At 64.1% G+C, this 16,977-nt stretch carries 18 protein-coding genes and 1 tRNA gene; 10 read left to right on the top strand and 9 right to left on the bottom strand.

The annotated features are described in order from the left end of the window. Positions 1–17 precede the first annotated feature (17 nt). The 4 genes from HU230_RS33330 to HU230_RS33315 all read left to right on the top strand — a co-directional run bounded on the left by HU230_RS33330 (position 18) and on the right by HU230_RS33315 (position 2,227). Complete coding sequence (locus tag HU230_RS33330; RefSeq protein WP_176534538.1) at positions 18–644, top strand: hypothetical protein; 627 nt, start codon at positions 18–20, stop codon at positions 642–644. 104 nt (positions 645–748) lie between these two features. Next, positions 749–822, top strand: a tRNA-Ser gene (locus HU230_RS33325). A 140-nt stretch (positions 823–962) separates the two neighbouring features. After that, positions 963–1,853: a DDE-type integrase/transposase/recombinase gene (locus HU230_RS33320; RefSeq protein WP_176534539.1), complete on the top strand. Its 891-nt coding sequence runs from the start codon at positions 963–965 to the stop codon at positions 1,851–1,853. Between the two features lie 80 nt (positions 1,854–1,933). After that, positions 1,934–2,227, top strand: coding sequence for a hypothetical protein (locus HU230_RS33315; protein WP_176534540.1), 294 nt, complete (start codon positions 1,934–1,936; stop codon positions 2,225–2,227). An 87-nt stretch (positions 2,228–2,314) separates the two neighbouring features. Here the strand turns inward: HU230_RS33315 and HU230_RS33310 are convergent, their stop codons facing one another. The 4 genes from HU230_RS33310 to rsmI form a co-directional block, all read right to left on the bottom strand. Next, the gene (locus HU230_RS33310) at positions 2,315–3,286 is read right to left on the bottom strand and encodes an MBL fold metallo-hydrolase (RefSeq protein ID WP_176534541.1); all 972 of its coding nucleotides are present in this window, start codon (positions 3,284–3,286) and stop codon (positions 2,315–2,317) included. Between the two features lie 188 nt (positions 3,287–3,474). Next, the gene (gshB, locus tag HU230_RS33305) at positions 3,475–4,422 is read right to left on the bottom strand and encodes a glutathione synthase (RefSeq protein WP_176534542.1); all 948 of its coding nucleotides are present in this window, start codon (positions 4,420–4,422) and stop codon (positions 3,475–3,477) included. A 30-nt stretch (positions 4,423–4,452) separates the two neighbouring features. Beyond that, the gene (locus tag HU230_RS33300; protein WP_176534543.1) at positions 4,453–4,836 is read right to left on the bottom strand and encodes a YraN family protein; all 384 of its coding nucleotides are present in this window, start codon (positions 4,834–4,836) and stop codon (positions 4,453–4,455) included. Continuing rightward, complete coding sequence (rsmI, locus tag HU230_RS33295) at positions 4,823–5,776, bottom strand: 16S rRNA (cytidine(1402)-2'-O)-methyltransferase (protein WP_176534544.1); 954 nt, start codon at positions 5,774–5,776, stop codon at positions 4,823–4,825. The genes HU230_RS33300 and rsmI overlap by 14 nt, the downstream gene beginning before the upstream one ends. A 219-nt stretch (positions 5,777–5,995) precedes the next feature. Between rsmI and HU230_RS33290 the strand changes: the two genes are divergently transcribed. From HU230_RS33290 to HU230_RS33275, 4 genes are all read left to right on the top strand, one after another. Beyond that, positions 5,996–7,210, top strand: coding sequence for a penicillin-binding protein activator (locus HU230_RS33290; protein ID WP_176534545.1), 1,215 nt, complete (start codon positions 5,996–5,998; stop codon positions 7,208–7,210). Between the two features lie 331 nt (positions 7,211–7,541). Further along, positions 7,542–8,402, top strand: coding sequence for a tyrosine-type recombinase/integrase (locus HU230_RS33285; RefSeq protein ID WP_176534546.1), 861 nt, complete (start codon positions 7,542–7,544; stop codon positions 8,400–8,402). Between the two features lie 20 nt (positions 8,403–8,422). Further along, positions 8,423–9,649, top strand: coding sequence for an IS91 family transposase (locus HU230_RS33280; RefSeq protein ID WP_176396397.1), 1,227 nt, complete (start codon positions 8,423–8,425; stop codon positions 9,647–9,649). A 418-nt stretch (positions 9,650–10,067) separates the two neighbouring features. Continuing rightward, positions 10,068–11,019, top strand: a protein-coding gene (locus HU230_RS33275) for an IS630 family transposase (RefSeq protein ID WP_176528729.1) whose coding sequence is annotated in 2 segments (ribosomal slippage) — positions 10,068–10,408 and positions 10,407–11,019 — 954 coding nt in all. Because the reading frame shifts where the segments join, the coding sequence is not laid out codon by codon here. Between the two features lie 12 nt (positions 11,020–11,031). On the opposite strand, the gene hemW is transcribed toward HU230_RS33275, so the two are convergent. The 3 genes from hemW to rph are packed head-to-tail and all read right to left on the bottom strand — an operon-like array spanning position 11,032 to position 13,536. Continuing rightward, positions 11,032–12,189, bottom strand: coding sequence for a radical SAM family heme chaperone HemW (hemW, locus tag HU230_RS33270; protein ID WP_176534547.1), 1,158 nt, complete (start codon positions 12,187–12,189; stop codon positions 11,032–11,034). Then, complete coding sequence (gene rdgB, locus HU230_RS33265; protein WP_176534548.1) at positions 12,176–12,811, bottom strand: RdgB/HAM1 family non-canonical purine NTP pyrophosphatase; 636 nt, start codon at positions 12,809–12,811, stop codon at positions 12,176–12,178. The genes hemW and rdgB overlap by 14 nt, the downstream gene beginning before the upstream one ends. A gap of 11 nt (positions 12,812–12,822) precedes the next feature. Further along, entirely contained in the window at positions 12,823–13,536 is a 714-nt protein-coding gene (gene rph / locus HU230_RS33260) for a ribonuclease PH (RefSeq protein ID WP_176534549.1), read from the bottom strand. Positions 13,537–13,709: 173 nt separating this feature from the next. Here rph and hrcA point away from each other — a divergent pair, with 173 nt between their 5' ends. Both hrcA and grpE read left to right on the top strand, forming a co-directional pair. After that, entirely contained in the window at positions 13,710–14,798 is a 1,089-nt protein-coding gene (gene hrcA, locus HU230_RS33255) for a heat-inducible transcriptional repressor HrcA (protein ID WP_092120971.1), read from the top strand. Between the two features lie 164 nt (positions 14,799–14,962). Continuing rightward, positions 14,963–15,568, top strand: a complete 606-nt coding sequence (grpE, locus tag HU230_RS33250) for a nucleotide exchange factor GrpE (protein WP_176534550.1) — start codon at positions 14,963–14,965, stop codon at positions 15,566–15,568. 45 nt (positions 15,569–15,613) lie between these two features. Here grpE and HU230_RS33245 read toward each other — a convergent pair whose 3' ends face one another. Further along, positions 15,614–16,039 (bottom strand): VOC family protein, encoded by a 426-nt coding sequence (locus HU230_RS33245; RefSeq protein ID WP_176534551.1) that lies wholly within the window; start codon positions 16,037–16,039, stop codon positions 15,614–15,616. Between the two features lie 68 nt (positions 16,040–16,107). Continuing rightward, entirely contained in the window at positions 16,108–16,962 is an 855-nt protein-coding gene (locus tag HU230_RS33240) for a helix-turn-helix domain-containing protein (RefSeq protein ID WP_176534552.1), read from the bottom strand. Positions 16,963–16,977: the final 15 nt, after the last annotated feature.

Genomic DNA, 16,977 nt, shown 5'->3' with positions numbered 1-16,977 from the left:
GAATCGGGTGGACGTAGATGGACGACGAGGTTCGTAAAGCAGCTGCGGGCGCAGTAGTCGAGAAGTTCCGGGACTTGATGGAACAGCGCGCCGATGCAGTGCGTCGACGCGGCGAGGTTGAGCGCGAGATTCGCGGATTTGACCGCGCCTTGTATGATTGCAGGGCGGCCGGTCGGCTCTTTGGCGTCGATATCGAGCTGCCAGAAGATGTGCGCCCGGGGGTGATCATTCCACCGCGCTTGCAAGCTCGGGCACCCAGTCAAGCAACCCTTTTCCCGAAAGTACCATCCGCCTTTTTCTCTCAACCAGCTACGCCCAAGATCACGGCAGGCGATCTCACACAGAGCAGACCAGCGCCGACTGTGGCATCCACTACGTTGCCAGCAGGATCGGAGCCGTCAGTCCGCGACTTGATCCTCCATTATTTGCGCATTGCCGGTGCCGCGGGCGAAAAGGCGGCCGTTCTGCGTCGCCGCATAGAAACCTTCCTGAATCGTCAAATCCACTACAAAACCGTGGGGATGAGCCTTTACAGGCTCTCTAAAGAGACACCACCGCTCGTCCGGAGGCAGGGCCAGACCTGGTTCTTGTCCGAGGCGGGCATGGAAGCAAAGAACCCCAGCGCTGGAACGCCGGGGCTCTGAGAAAGGAGGTGAAGGCGATGAGTAGGCACCGCTACGACACCAGCTAGTTCTGATCGCGACTACCGGCGGGAGTAGCGCCCCGCCGGACTTTCTTTGCCTTGCGTGCACCGGTAGCTCAGCTGGATAGAGCGCCTGTCTGCTAAACGGGGGGTCGCTGGTTCGAGCCCAGCCCGGTGCACGCCTATAATGGGGAAAATTTGCCCCAACGCAACAAGAAATCCCTACGAATCCAAATGCTTACATGGAACTGGTTACCATTTGGAATCCAAACTGAACTAAATGCTTGACATCTGTAGGGAGTTTGTTCATGATACGTGCATGAATAGACTCCCGGTCGAGAAGCGCGCCCAAATCCTCCAGATGCTCTGCGAGGGTTCCTCCATGCGCTCCATCTCCCGGGTTGCCGACGTCTCTCTGAACACCGTGACTAAGCTGCTGGTGGATGCCGGCATCGCGTGCAGCGCCTTCCATGATGCGACCGTCCGCAACGTCAATTCCCAGCGCGTTCAGTGCGACGAAATCTGGAGCTTCGCCTACCCTAAGGCAAAGAACCTCCCGAGCGCGAAGGCCGCGCCCCTTGGTTCTGGCGATGTGTGGACGTGGACCGCGATTGATGCCGATACCAAGCTGATCCTGTCTTGGCTTGTCGGTGATCGCGACACCCACGCCGCGACCATATTCATCAACGATTTGAAAGATCGGCTCGCCAATCGCGTCCGACTCACCACTGACGGCCATCGCCCCTACCTGACGGCGATTAGCAATGCGTTCGGCCCGGACGGCATCGACTACGGCATTCTGCAAAAGCTGTATGGCAAAGAGTCGGAAGGTGCGAAGCGCTACAGTCCGCCGAAACTGATCGGCATTGACCGCGACCTGGTTCTCGGTTCGCCCGATATCAAGCACGTCTCAACGTCGTTTGTAGAGCGCCAGAACCTCACCATGCGTATGTCAATGCGCCGGTTCACGCGCCTTACTAACGCTTTCTCTAAGAAGGTCGAGAACCACTACCACGCGCTATCGCTCTATTTCGTCTGGTACAATTTCATCAAGTCGCACAAGTCACTTAAGGGCCTGACGCCCGCAATGGCCGCCGGTCTGGTCTCGTCGCCACTTGAAATGAGCGATATCGTGGCGCTGATCGACAAGCGCGAGGGCGAGCCGAAGAAGCGCGGGCCATATAAGAAGCGTGCAATTTCGGCCGCTTAAGCTTCACAAAGGGGGAAGAGGTGAGAACGCGAGTTTCAGCTTTAGTGATCTTCCTCACGTTACAGATAAGTACCCCGGCCATGTCTGGCTCCGTTGCGGCAGTGGGCGTGGGCACAGCAACGTGCGGACAGTACAGCACTTTATACAAGGCGAACTCAGAAGAAACCGAGAAGCACTTTATCGGATGGCTTGATGGCTTTCTTTCCGGATTGAACGTCTACGCTCTAAGGAAGGGCGAACGATCCAAAAATTTGGGCTCGCTTCAAGCCCGCAAAAGCTTGCTTCACAACTACTGTGACGAACATCCCCTGCAAGATGTCGGGAAGGCTGCGATGGCCATTTACGATTCGCTGCCCGCCAATCCGCCAAAGTAAATTTCAAACTGGGGCATTACCTGCCCAGCGCAAGAACATTAAGGGATCATCCGGGGGCGACGCGCGCCGCCCCCGGATGCGCCGCCGTCAGAGCGTCATTTGCATCGGTTCCGGATAGTAGTGGAAGCCTTCGCCGGCCTTGGCAACGTGGCCGTAGCCCGGCCAGGCGAAGTGATAGGACATCACCGGCGTCTTGTTCGCGGCCAGCATATCGAGGAGCTTGACCCGTGAGTTCGCCGCCTGCTTCGGATCGGTGTCGTAGGAGAACTCCATCCGCGGCCGCTCCAGCAGCAGCACCGCGTGATGCGAGAGGTCGCCGAGGAAGGCAAAGGACTTGCCGCCCGAACTGACCAGGAAGATGGTGTGGCCCACGGTGTGGCCGGGCGCCGCGATCGCCTGCACACCGGGCAGGAATTCCTGGCCATCCTTGAAGAACACGATCCGGTCGCGCACCGGCAGCAGGTTCTTGCGAGCGTGCACCACAAAGTCCTTCAACGGACTGCCCATCTTGCCTTCGTCGGTCCAGAAATCGAGATCGCTTTGCGCGATGTAGTACTGCGCATTCGGGAACAGCGGCTTGTCGTCGGCGCCGACGATGCCGCCGATATGATCGATGTGCGCGTGCGACAGCACGACGGCGTCGATGTCCTCCGGCTTGATGCCGGCTTCCTGCATGCTCTTCTGCTGCCGGCCGGTGGTCGGACCGAAGGCCTTCGAGGTGCCCATGCCGGTATCGAACAGGATCAGCCTGTCGCCCATGTTGACGATCGGCGAGTTCTGCTCGAGCACGACATTGTCGGGCGAGAGGAAATTGTCGGAGAGCATCTTCTTCACTTCTTCCTTCGGCACGCCGGTGAAGGTGCCGGAGGGGTCGCCGAGCGGAAGCGGGCCGTCGGAGACGACGGTCACTTCGGCATCGCCGAGAACGAAGCGGTGCCAATAGGGTGTCTGCGTGCCGAGCTTCGGCGCGCGCGCCTGTGCGGTGCCGCCGAGGAGTGTGCTGGCGCCGAGACCGGCACCGAGCGCGAGCAAGGATCGTCGTGAGACATTGAGCGTCATAACGTCTTCCTCCACATTTTTTATGAGATTTTCGCGTTGTCGCCCGCGTTGGCCGCCGCTTGACCTGACGCAGGCAAGAGGATGCTGCCTTCGCCTGCGCAAGCTGGCAAGAAGAATAAGGCGAACGGCAGCGCGGTCGAACTCTGGCTGGAGCTCAACCTGCATGTGCAGCGCACAAGGGAAGAGGATTATTTCGCGGCGCGCTTCTTCTCGATGGTATCCCAGATCATGGCTGCGACATCCGGGCCGTTGAGCCGCTGAATTGCGCGGATGCCGGTCGGCGAGGTGACGTTGATCTCGGTCAGATTGCCGTCGATCACGTCGATGCCGACGAACACCAGGCCGCGTTCGCGCAGCGCAGGTCCGAGCGTGGCGCAGATTTCGCGCTCGCGATCCGAGAGCTCGGTCGCCTTGGCGGCACCGCCCCGCACCATGTTGGAGCGCAGATCGTCCGCCGCCGGCACGCGGTTGACGGCGCCGGCGAATTCGCCGTCGACCAGGATGATGCGCTTGTCGCCATGCTTCACCTCGGGGAGGAAGCGCTGGATCACCCAGGCCTCCCTGAAGGTGACCGAGAACATGTCGAACAGCGAGCCGAAGTTCATGTCCTGCGGCATCACGCGGAACACCGCGGCGCCGCCATGGCCGTGCAACGGTTTCATGACGACGGCGCCGTGCTGGTCGCGGAAGGCGTTGATCTCGTCGAGGTCGCGCGAGATCAGGGTCGGCGGCATCAGCTGCGGGAAATTCATCACGAACACCTTTTCCGGCGCGTTGCGCACGCTGGCCGGATTGTTGACGACCAGGGTCTTCGGATGGATGCGCTCGAGGAAATGGGTCGAGGTGATGTAGGCGAGATCGAACGGCGGGTCCTGCCGCAGCAGCACGACGTCGAAGCCGTTGAGCGGCTCCCGCTTCGGCTCGCCCAGCGTGAAGTGATCGCCGACCTCGTCGCGCACGGTGAGAGGCTGCACCGGCGCCACCAGCTCCTCGCCGCGCAGCGACAGCTTGTCGGGCGTGTAGTAGGAAATGCCGTGGCCGCGCTTCTGCGCCTCGAGCAGCAGCGCAAAGGTCGAATCGCCGCGGATGTTGATGCGCGCGATGGGATCCATCTGGACGGCGATCTTCAAATTCATAAGTGTGTCCCGCGAGGTCTGAGGGTAACTTTAAGGGCTTGCGTCGAATGCCGCTAACAGATGGCGCGGCAGGCTCTTCGGCGCAATCAGCACGGCGTCGAATCTGAGATCAAATTCGGCATGTTCGGGATGCGCCATCAGCCAGGCCTGGGCGGCGTTGACGATGCGCTGCTGCTGGCGCGGCGTCACCGCATAGGCGGCGTCGTCGAGGCTGGCACGGGCCTTGACCTCGACGAAGGCGACGAGATTGCGCCGCCGCGCCACCAGGTCGATCTCGCCATAAGGGGTGCGGAAGCGCCTTGCCAGGATGCGATAGCCCTTGGCGATCAGAAGGGCCGCGGCGCGGCTCTCGGCCGAGATGCCGGTGCGGAACGCGGCGACGCGTTCGGGCGAGGCGCTGTCAGTCTTCGCCATCGCCGTCCCCGATGGTCTTCGCGAGCTCGAGGGCGCGGGCGTAAACTTCGCGGCGCGGCCGGCCCGACAGTTCGACCGCGTGGGCCACCGCATCCTTGACGCTGCCGCGGCCAAGCTGCGCGCGCAGGAGATCGTCGAGCGCATCCTGGCCCATCACCCCGGCATCATCGGCCGGCGGTCCAATCACGAGCACGAACTCGCCGCGCGTCTCCAGCGCGTCCGCGTCTGCCGCAAGCTCGGCGACCGGCGCGCGCTTGACCTCCTCGTGCAGTTTGGTCAGCTCGCGACAGATCGCCGCATCGCGCCCAGCCATGATCGCGGCGAGATCGCGCAGCGTGTCCTGCACCCGATTGCCCGATTCGAACATCACGAGCGTCGCATCGATCCGGGCGAGCTCGGTAAGCCGCGCGCGGCGCGCGTGCTCCTTCGCCGGCAAAAATCCTTCGAAGAAGAACCGGTCGGTCGGCAGCGCCGCAACCGACAGCGCTGATAGCACCGACGATGGCCCCGGCACCGCGATGACGGCATGTCCGGCGGCGCAGACCTCGCGCACCAGCTTGAAGCCGGGATCGGAGATCAGCGGCGTGCCGGCGTCGGAGACCAGTGCGATCGAGGCGCCCTGCGCCAATCGCTCGAGGATCTTGGGCCGGGCCTGGGCCGCGTTGTGCTCGTGATAGAGCGCCAGCTCGGCGGTGATTGCGTAACGTTCGGTCAGCCGGCGCGTAATCCTGGTGTCCTCGCAGGCGATGACGTCGACGCCCGCCAGCGTCTCCAGCGCGCGCAGGGTGATGTCGGCGAGATTGCCGATCGGGGTCGCCACCAGATGGAGCCCGGGCGCGGCCTTTGGCGCCGCCAGCTGCTGGCCGCCGATCGAAAAGGTCCTGGCCGCAGTGCCTGTCGTGGCATCGGAATGGTGGAGGGAACTGGCTTTTGCGCGCATAATGCCAATCTAGAGGGATGGCAGCACTTGCGCCACATCCGGAAACCGCGATGACGGTAGGCGGTTGCTGAGGGAAACGGGAGCCGCGGCAACGGCGCCGCGAGGCCATAATCCTTTTGTTTTAGTTAACTAATCGCCGACAATATGCCTGAATCCACCCGCCTCATCAGAGCCGGATGGAGTCCTGGCCGATCCTGGTCGGTCAAGAGAAGAGAGACGATGGCAGGTCCGCATCACCGCACGTCCCCACCGTCGGGCACGACCCGGCGAACCGCGCTTGGTCTGCTCGTGGGCGCGCCGTTGCTGAGCGCCTGTTCCGGCGTCCAGCAGAGCTTGAGCCAGTTTTCCAGTCCGTTCGGCGGCAACCAGGAAGCCGGTCCGGCCGGCCCGCCGCAACAGCCGCAGGCGGTCGGCACCGGGCAGGTCAAGATCGGGCTGATCCTGCCGCTGTCGGCGTCCGGCAATGCCGGCCTCGCCGCGCAGTCGATGCGTAACGCCGCCGAAATGGCGCTGGCCGAATTCCAGAACCCGAATATCCAGCTCCTGATCAAGGACGATGGCGGCAGCGCACAGGGCGCGGCACAGGGTGCGCAGCAGGCGCTGTCCGAAGGCGCCGAGATCATTCTGGGACCGCTGTTCGCAGGCTCCGTGCCGGCGGTCGCGCAACTGACACGGCCGCGCGGCACCTCGGTGATCGCGTTCTCCACCGATTCGAGCGTGGCCGGACGCGGCGTCTATCTGCTGAGCTTCCTGCCGGAATCCGACATCAATCGGATCGTCGACTACTCCGCCGGGATCGGAAAGCGCTCGTTCGCCGCGATGGTGCCGGACAACGCCTATGGCAACGTGGTCGAGGCCGCATTCAAGCAGGCGGTCGGCCGCAAGAACGGCCGCGTCGTCGCATTCGAGAAATATGGCGCCGATCGCGCAACGCCGGCGCGGACCGTTGCCCAGGCGCTCGGCCAGGCCGATGCGCTGCTGCTCGCCGACGACGGCGATTCGGTGGTCGCGACCGCCGACGCACTCACCACAGCGGGGGCCAATCTGCGCAACATCCAACTGCTCGGCACCGGGCTGTGGGACAATCCGCGGGTGTTCGCGAGCCCCGTCCTGCAGGGCGGCCTCTACGCCGCGCCCGATCCGTCGGGTTTCCGCAGCTTCGCCGGCCGTTATCGCGCCAAATACGGCGGCGAGCCGGTGCGCACCGCAACGCTTGCCTATGACGCCGTCGCGCTGATGGCGGCGCTGGCGCGTACCCAGGGTGCGCAGCGTTTTGCACCGGAGACGCTGACCAATCCATCCGGCTTTGCCGGGATCGACGGTCTGTTCCGTTTCCGCTCCGACGGCACCAATGAACGCGGCCTTGCCGTCATGAAGGTGGCGTCCGGCGGCGGCACGCCGGTCGCCGGCTCGCCGAAGAGCTTTGGCGCTTAATTTTCGTCAGGCGGTCAAGCTGCCTTGTCGAGCGCCGGAACCCGCCAGCTACTTTGCATGGGGTTGTTTTCGATATTTTGGCAGCGCCTAGAGCGTTTTCGAGCGAAGTGGATACCGGTTCGCGTGAAGAAAACGCGTCAAAACAAGAATCTGGAGCCCCGTTCCGATTCAATCCGAACGGGATAGGCTCTAGAGCATTTTCTGACCTGGCGGAATCGGAAGGGATTGAACTAAGCCGCTGCCGCGGCGTAGGGGGCAAGGTGGCATAGATCGCCTCCTGGCTGAGAGGATGTGGGTGTTGGAGCCCACCCCCTCAGACAGGAGTATCGAGATGGCCGATTTGAGCCCTCTTCGCCGCCGCCTGATCGAAGACATGACCGTCCGCAATCTGTCGCCGGCGACGCAAAGATCCTACATCAGCGCGGTTTCGAAGTTCAGCCGCTATTTTGGCCGATCGCCTGACCGGTTAGAGCTGGAAGACGTCCGCGCCTTCCAGGTGCATTTGGTCTCGACCGGCATCTCATGGCCGGCGCTGAACCAGATCGTCTGTGCGCTACGGTTTTTCTACGGCGTCACGCTCGGCGAGGCGCTCATCCCAGAGCGCATTCCCTATGCGCGAGAACCGCGCAAGCTGCCGGTCGTTCTCAGCGCCGACGAAGTGGTTCAGTTTCTTGAAGCGGTATCGAGCCTGAAGAGCCGCGCCGCGCTCACCACCGCCTATGCGGCCGGGCTCAGGGCCTCGGAGGTTGCGGGACTGCGGATCGAAGACATCGACAGCGCCCGCGGCGTCATCCAGGTGCGCCACGGCAAGGGCGCGAAGGATCGCAACGTGATGCTGTCGCCCCAGCTGCTGGGCATCCTGCGCACCTACTGGCGGCTCGCCCGGCCGCGGCTTTATCTGTTCCCTGGTCGTGACGAAGATCATCCGATCGATCAGACCGTGCTGCATGCCGCCTGCCGGTCGGCGGTGAAGGCTGCGGGCCTGACCAAGCGCGTCACGCTGCACACGCTGCGCCACAGCTTCGCGACACATCTTCTCGAGAACGGAACCGATATCCGGATCATCCAGGTCTTGCTCGGGCACAATAATTTGTCGTCGACAGCGCGCTACACGCAGGTCGCCACCGATACGATCCGAGCGACGCAGAGCCCGCTCGATCGCCTGTCGCTGGAGGTGACGCCACCTGGATGACCCGCAGCGGGATGCGGGTCATGACCCGCTCCGACATCCGCTCCAACAGGCCCGCCATCGAGATTGCCGATATTCTGCGCCGGCATGGCGACGCCTATCGCCGTGTACATGCCGGTCATCTGGGGCGGGTCGAGCGGCGCGTAATGAGCGCGATCGTTGCGTGCCGGACCGAGGCGCTCGGCGGCCACATGCAGGCTTGCGACGACTGCGGCACGACACGCGTTGCCTATAATTCCTGCCGCAATCGGCACTGTCCGAAGTGTCAGGGGAGAGCCCGAGCCGCGTGGCTCGCCGCGCGTCAAGCCGACCTGCTTCCGGTTCCCTATTTCCACGTCGTCTTTACACTTCCCGCACCGATCGCCGCGATCGCTTTCCAGAACAAGGCCGTCGTCTATGCCATCCTGTTCAAGGCTGCCGCCGAGGCGATGACGACGCTCGCCGCCAATCCACGCCGGCTCGGCGGTGCGATCGGCGGCGTCGCCGTCCTCCACACCTGGGGACAGACGCTGATGCATCATCCCCACGTCCATTGCGTCGTTCCGGGTGGCGGCCTCTCGCCCGATGGCGCGCGCTGGACCGCTTGCCGACCGAACTTCTTCCTGGCCGTCAAACCGTTGTCCAGACTATTTCGCACACTTTTTCTCAAACGTCTGTCGGCAGCCTTCAACTCCGGTGCCTTGCGTTTCTTCGGCGATCTCGGAGCTCTGGCCGAGCCGGCTGCCTTTGCGGCCCACCTCGACGCCATGCGACGCATCAACTGGGTTGTTTACGCCAAGCGGCCCTTCGGCGGACCCGCACAGGTCCTGGCCTATCTCGGCCGCTACACCCATCGCGTCGCGATCGCCAACAGCCGGCTCGTCGCACTCGACGACGATCATGTCGCCTTCTCATGGAAGGACTATCGCCAAAACAGCGCGACAAAGATCATGAATCTCAAGCCCGATGAGTTCATTCGCCGTTTCCTGCTTCATACGCTGCCTGACGGCTTCCACCGCATCCGCCACTTCGGCTTCATGGCCAACCGCCATCGCGCTGCCAAGCTCGCCCTTTGCCGCGAACTTCTCGATCATGAGCGAACAGCCCCAAACGATGGCCAGCCGTCGCCTGTGGATTCGGAGGCTCAAACCTGGGCCGAGGTTCCTGCCTGTCCCGATTGTGGTGGCGTCATGCGCATCATTGAGCGCTTTCGACATAGCTTCAGACGCCCCAGCCCTCGAACATCACCGTTCCGATGCGACACATCGTGAGCCAAGTCATGTCGTGCACGACGATCATCATTCGTCATTTCGCTCCCAGCGTCTCGATCATCGCGGACGATGTCGAATCCGTGCTGTCACACTGCGCGACAACAACCGTCCGATGCAGCAAAAGGCCTATCGCGATCTCAGGCGAAGCGCGTCTGATCTCAACTCTTCCAGGATGCGCACTCCTGTGTCTCTGCCTCACGCGCCGAGCCAGCAGATCGGGCATGGCGATCTCGAACAATCCCCATAGCTGCAAAACCGCGAATAGCCTCCCGCGCCTTCGTTCAATCCGGCTTCAATGAGGTCGCGTCATAAGCGCCTGCCGCGCCCTCGCGTGAGCGCGACCTCACAGAACCCTCCAGATTCCCTTGTGAGGCAAATCGTGATTCACCCTGAGGGCTGGTGATGGAGGCCAGCCCCCATGGCTAAGCCGCTCTCGCCGGACCTTCGCCTTCGCATTATTCGGGCTGTGGAAGAGGAAGGCATGAGCTGTCGGGGCGCCGCCGGCCGGTTCGGCGTAGCGCCATCGACAGCGATCGAACTGGTCAACGAATGGCGCAGCACCGGCGCTTGTGAGGCGGGAGCGCAGGGCGGAGACAGACGTTCAGCTCGGATCGAGGGTCATGCTGCGGAGATCCTCTCCCTGGTCAAGGCTACGCCTGACATGACGCTGGCCGAGATCGCTGACCATCTCCTCAAAGTCCACGGCGAGCGTTTCGTGCCGAGCGTGGTCTGGCGATTCTTCGATCGCCGCAACATCACGTTCAAAAAAAACATCGCACGCCAGCGAGCAGGATCGGCCGGACGTGGCCGCTGAACGCGCGGCGTGGAAGGCATCTCAGCCTGAGATCGGCATCCATCGGTTGGTGTTTATCGACGAGACGGGAGCCTCGACCAAGATGGCGCGGCGCTATGGCCGCTCGCCGTACGGCCAGCGCTGTGTCGCAGCGCTCCCGCATGGTCATTGGAAGACGACGACCTTCGTCGGCGCGCTCAGAGCGACCGGCATGACTGCGCCGATGGTCCTTGACGGTCCCATGGATGGTCTGGCGTTCGAGGCTTACGTGACGCAAGTCCTCGTGCCGACACTCAGGCCCGGCGACATCGTGGTGATGGACAATCTCGCAGCACACAAGCGCGCCGAGGTCGGCATCGCAATCGATGCCGTGGGCGCCCAGCTCCTCTATTTGCCGCCTTATTCGCCCGACCTCAATCCGATCGAAATGGCCTTCGCCAAGCTCAAAGCCGCACTTCGAAAGGCCGCCGCCAGATCAATCGAGGCTTTGGACAACGCTATTGCCACCGCCCTGACCGCCTTCACCGCCCAAGAGTGCCTGAACTTCTTCGCCGCAGCCGGTTATGACCGTGTCTGATCAGAATCTGCTCTAGGCCGCGAGATCCGCGACGACGGCGTCTAGCACCGGAAATCCCGACTTCGTCACGCGCAGCCTTCCGTCGGCATCGACGGCGATCGCGCCTTCCTCGCGCAGCATCGCGATCCGGTGCGGATCGAGCTTTCGGCCGGAGAGCTTCGCATAGCGCTGGGGATCGATGCCCTCGGCGAGCCGCAGCCCCATCAAGAGGAATTCGTCGGCGCGTTCTTCGCTGTTGAGGCTGTCATCGGTGACGACGCCATGACCGCGCTCCTCGACGTTCAACAGCCAGGCCTCGGGGCGCCGCTCGGTCGCGGTCGCGTGCCTGACGCCGTCGATGTCGAGCCTTCCATGCGCGCCGGGGCCGATACCGGCATATTGCTCGCCGCGCCAATAGACGAGGTTGTGCTTGCACTCGGCGCCGGTGCGGGCGTGGTTGGAGATCTCGTAGGCCGGCAATCCCTCGCGGGTGCAGACCTCCTGCGTCACGTCGTAGAGCGCGCGCGCGGTCGCTTCGTCCGGGGTCTGCAATTTGCCGGCGGCATGCAGCCCGAAGAACGGCGTGCCTTCCTCGATCGTGAGCTGATAGAGCGACAGATGCTCGGCCGCTTCCGAGATCGCCTGCTTCAATTCATCCGCCCACATTTGCGGCGTCTGGTCGGGCCGCGCATAAATCAGATCGAACGAGTAGCGGTCGAACGCGGAGCGCGCGATCGCAACCGCGTCGAGCGCCTCGCGCGCGGTATGCAGGCGGCCCAATGCCTTCAGCGAAACATCGTCCAGTGCCTGTACGCCGAGCGAGACGCGGTTGACGCCGGCTGCACGATAGCCGCGAAAGCGCGTCGCCTCGACGCTGGTCGGATTGGCCTCGAGCGTTACCTCGACATCGCGCGAGACCTGCCAGTGCTTGCCGATCGCATCGAGCACGGCGCCGACGGTCTGCGGCTGCATCAGCGAAGGCGTGCCGCCGCCGAGGAAGATCGACGACACTTCGCGTCCCGGCACCCGCGCGGCCGTGGTCTCGATCTCGCGGGCGAACGCGCGCACGAAGCGCGCCTCGTCGACCGGCGCGTGCCGGACGTGGCTGTTGAAATCGCAATACGGGCATTTCGACAGGCAGAACGGCCAGTGCACGTAGACGCCGAAAGCTTCTCGTTCAGCGTGGCTCAAGGCAGATCTCCGCGAGCTTCACGAAGGCGCGGGCGCGATGCGACAGGCCGAGCCCGAGCGGCGGCAGGCCGTGCTTCTCGATGCTGCTCATCTCGCCAAAGGTCCGCGTGTAGCCGTCGGGCAGGAAAGCCGGATCATAGCCGAATCCGGCGGTGCCGCGCGGCGGCCAGACCAGGGTTCCATCGGCACGGGCCTCGACCTCTTCGAGGTGATCGTCGGGCCAGGCCACGCACAGCGCGGAGACGAAGTGCGCCCTGCGCTGGTCCGGCGCGATGGCGCCGCGCTCCTGCAGCAAGCGCTCGATCCGCGTCATCGCCGCCTTGAAGTCCTTGCCCTCGCCGGCCCAGCGCGCCGAGTAGATCCCGGGTGCGCCGTCGAGCGCGTCGACCACGAGGCCGGAATCGTCGGCGAAGGCCGGCAGTCCAGAGGCCTTCGCGGCCGCGATGGCCTTGATCGCCGCATTGGCGCGAAAGTTGTCGCCGGTCTCGTCGGGCTCGGCGAGCCCGAGCTCGCCGGCCGACACCGCCTCCACGCCGTGCGGCGCCAGCAGTTCCCGCATCTCGGCAAGCTTGCCGGGATTATGGGTGGCGATGACGAGCCTTCCGGTGATTCGGCGATGCATGGCCAATCTGACTACGCCACCGCGATCTTTTGCAAGTCGACCAGACGCGCGACACCTTTGCGCGCCAGTGCCATCAGCGCCAGGAATTCACCTTCCGAGAACGGTGTCTTCTCGGCGGTGCCCTGCACCTCGATGATGCGGCCGTCGCCGGTCATGACGAAATTGGCGTCGGTGTCCGCCTCGGAGTCCTCGGCATAGTCGAGATCGAGCACCGGCGTGCCCTGGTAGATGCCGCAGGAGATCGCCGCCACGTTGTCGCGCAACACGTTGCTCTTCAGCATGTTGCGGGTCTTCATCCAGTTGATGCAGTCGGCCAGCGCCACCCAGGCACCGGTGATCGAGGCGGTGCGGGTGCCGCCATCGGCCTGGATAACGTCGCAATCGACCGTGATCTGGCGCTCGCCGAGCGCCTCGAGGTCGACGGCCGCGCGCAGCGAGCGGCCGATCAGCCGCTGGATCTCGACCGTGCGGCCGCCCTGCTTGCCGGCGGAGGCCTCGCGGCGCGTGCGTTCCAGGGTGGCGCGCGGCAGCATGCCGTATTCGGCGGTAACCCAGCCGCGGCCCTGGCCCTTCAGCCACGGCGGCAACCGCTCTTCCAGCGTGGCGGTCACCAGCACATGGGTGTCGCCGAACTTCACCATGCAGGAACCCTCGGCATATTTGACGACGCCGCGTTCCAGCGACACGGGACGCAGTTCATCGGGCGCACGGCGGCTTGGCCGCATTGGAAATCCTCCAGAATTCCGAGAAAATGAGTTGGCCGTGCTTGTAGGAGGGGGAAGGGGCAGCGGCAAGGGTTTTCGGCCCCGGTAACGTCCCGGTATCAAGGGGGTGAATGCATGCTTGTCACCGGCCTCCCGGATCGACAAATTAGACAGCAATTGTGAGGGACTGGAGTGTGACTCATCACGATCCGATCGGCCTGATCGCGCCGCATGCCGGGCTCGCCCAGCTCAATGAGCGGTCGCGCGACATTTTTCGTCAAATCGTCGAAAGCTATCTCGCGACCGGCGAGCCGGTCGGCTCGCGCAATATCTCGCGCCTGATCGCATTACCGCTGTCGCCGGCCTCGGTCCGCAATGTGATGTCGGACCTCGAGCAGCTCGGCCTGATCTATGCGCCGCACACCTCGGCGGGCCGGTTGCCGACCGAACTCGGCCTGCGTTTCTTCGTCGACGCCCTGATGCAGGTCGGCGACCTCACCGAGGCCGAACGGCAATCGATCCAGACCCAGCTGGCGGCCGTCGATCGCGCGCAGTCGGTCGAGGCGGCGCTTGGCGAAGCGCTGACGCGGCTGTCGGGGCTGACCCGTGCCGCGGCTGTGGTGCTGACGCAGAAGTCGAATGCGCGGTTGAAGCACATTGAATTCGTGCGGCTGGAGCCGGAGAAGGCGCTGGTCGTGCTGGTCGGCGAAGACGGCCAGGTCGAAAACCGGGTGCTGGCGCTGCCGCCGGGCGTGCCGTCCTCGGCCCTGACCGAAGCGACCAATTTCCTCAATGCGCGGATCCGCGGCCGGACGCTGGCCGAAGCGCGGCTCGAGCTCGAGACGGCATTGACGCAAAACCGCGCCGAGCTTGATCAGCTCACGCAAAAGGTCGTCGCGGCCGGCATCGCGAGCTGGTCCGGCGGCGCGAACGAGGACCGCCAGCTGATCGTGCGCGGCCACGCCAATCTGCTCGAGGATCTGCATGCGCTGGACGATCTTGAGCGCATCAAGTCGCTGTTCGACGATCTCGAGACCAAGCGCGGCGTGATCGATCTGCTCGGCCGTGCCGAGCGCGGCGAGGGCGTGCGGATCTTTATCGGCTCGGAGAACAAGCTGTTCTCGCTGTCGGGTTCCTCCACCATCATCGCGCCCTACGGCGACGCCCAGGGCCGGATCGTCGGCGTGCTCGGCGTGATCGGGCCGACGCGGCTGAACTATGCGCGGGTGATTCCGACCGTGGATTATGCCGCGCGCATCGTCAGCAAGATGCTGGGCGGCTGACCGGAGCGGATTTCGCTTTCATTTGACGGGTTTTCGTTGCCCAAGCCGGAGGTGCCTGTTCCCGGAGCCGGTATGTTACGCTTGATTTTCGCCGCCCAAAGCACGATATCCCGGCAAGCAATCCCCAAGATTTGAACCGACGCGAGTTTTCGAGAAGGCAAGCCATGACCGATCCGAACCGGGCCAATGACAACACCGAGAATTCGGCGCCGACGGGTGAGCCCGTGGTTTCGAAGCCCTACATCATGCCCGACGATCCCGAGGTGGGATCGGCCGAGGCGCTGGCCAAGGAACTCGCCGAGGCGAAGGACCGCACGCTGCGCACGCTGGCCGAGATGGAGAACCTCCGTCAGCGCACCCGCCGCGAGGTTGCCGACGCCAAGACCTACGGCATCACCGGCTTCGCCCGCGACGTGCTCGATATCGCCGACAATCTGCAGCGCGCGCTCGACGCGGTGCCGGCCGAGACCAAGGAAGCCGCCGATCCCGGCCTGAAGGCGCTGATCGAAGGCGTCGAGCTGACCGAGCGGTCGCTGCTCAACGCGCTGGAGAAGAACGGCGTGAAGAAGTTCGATCCGATCGGCGAGAAGTTCGATCCGAACTTCCAGCAGGCGATGTTTGAGGTGCCTGACACCTCGGTGCCGTCGGGCACGGTGGTGCAGGTCGTGCAGGCCGGCTACATGATCGGCGATCGCATCCTGCGTCCGGCGCTGGTCGGCGTCTCCAAGGGCGGCGCCAAGGCCGCTCCGAGCGCCGACATCACGGTCTGATTGCTTCGACGCCGGGCCTGAAGCTGTGAGCTTGCTGCTGTCGTGTCACGCCAGCGGCTTCTCATGAGCCTTCGGCCAATAGGTGCCGAAGCTCCAGAGATTTCCTTCCGGGTCACGGCAGGCGAAATCGCGGCTGCCGTAGTCGGTATCACGCAGTTCCATTTCGATCTTTGCACCCGCCGCCCTGGCCTTCGCATGCAGGGCGTCGGGATCGTCGACGGCGATGTAGATTGAATCGGTGCGGCGGCCGGTGACATCGCCGACCAGCCTGCCATAGGCATCGTCGCGGCTCTGCCCCAGCATCAGCATCGAGGAACCGTAGGCAAGCTCGGCATGGTGGATCACGCCGCCGTCGCGGTAGACCACGTGCTCGGTGAATCCGATCACTGTCTTGAGCCAGCCGATCATCGCCTCGGCGTCCTTGCAGCGCAGGGTCGGGTAGATGCGGGGCGGTTCGATGTCGTGCGTCATGGGGGCTCATCTCCTTGGCTGATGGCGCCACTCTGCACGAGGCAATCCGGCTTCGGCTTGAAGGTTTGTTACCAGTCCGACAGCAGCTCGCCGGAATGGGAGAGCCGGCTGTCGGACTGCGTCAGGCGGCGTGCCCAGGCGGTCGGTGGTTCCCCGGCAAACTCGACGAACTCGCGAGCGAGATGGGCTTGATCGGCGTAGCCGCTCTCGGCAGCGATTGTGGCCCAGCCGTCGGCTGCGCCAGACTGCGCAAGCCGGCAAGCCTGATGAAAGCGCATCATGCGCGCCACCGGCTTGGGCGCGAGGCCGAGCTCGGATCGAAACCGGCCAGCGAGGTGTTTACGGCTCCAACCGATCTCCGAAGCGATCGCCGTGATCCGGGCGGTGCCGCCCGATCGCGCCAACATTCGATAAGCGAACGCGACTTCCTCGGACGGCCCGCGGCCGAGGCGGCGAAGTACGAAATCCTCAATCAGGTCGAAGCGGCGCCGCCAGCACGGTACAGCGCCGATTTGCTCGCGCAGCCGCCGCCCATCGCGGCCCAGCACATCACCAAGATCGACCATGCGCCCGGTGAGCTCGGCAATGGCGCCGCCGAAGAAGCGATAGGCGCCAAGCGGCGTGAAATCCACCTGCACGGATTCGGCGCAGCCGTCGGACTCGATGTTGACGGGTCCGGCGTGCAGTCCGGCCGTGAAGCTCAGCTGACGGTCGGATGGTCCAGGCCGACGCGCGAGCGCGATTAGATAGGGCGAGCCGAAGCTGATGATCAACGGCACGATCAGCGGTGCGGTCTGACGGTGGAAGAAGTGGCCTGCCGCCGTCTCGCGGTAACCTGTAATTCCGACAATCAGGCCTGCCATGCGCGGCGACGGCGGGCGTCGCGCGAAGTCGAATGCGACGGGGGCCTCAAACTCGGCCATGCGAATCTCGCGCGA

The organism is Bradyrhizobium quebecense, from assembly GCF_013373795.3.
GTDB lineage: Bacteria > Pseudomonadota > Alphaproteobacteria > Rhizobiales > Xanthobacteraceae > Bradyrhizobium > Bradyrhizobium quebecense.
The sequence above is the reverse complement of the archived record's forward strand: the minus strand, read 5'-3'. Positions and strand labels throughout refer to the sequence as shown.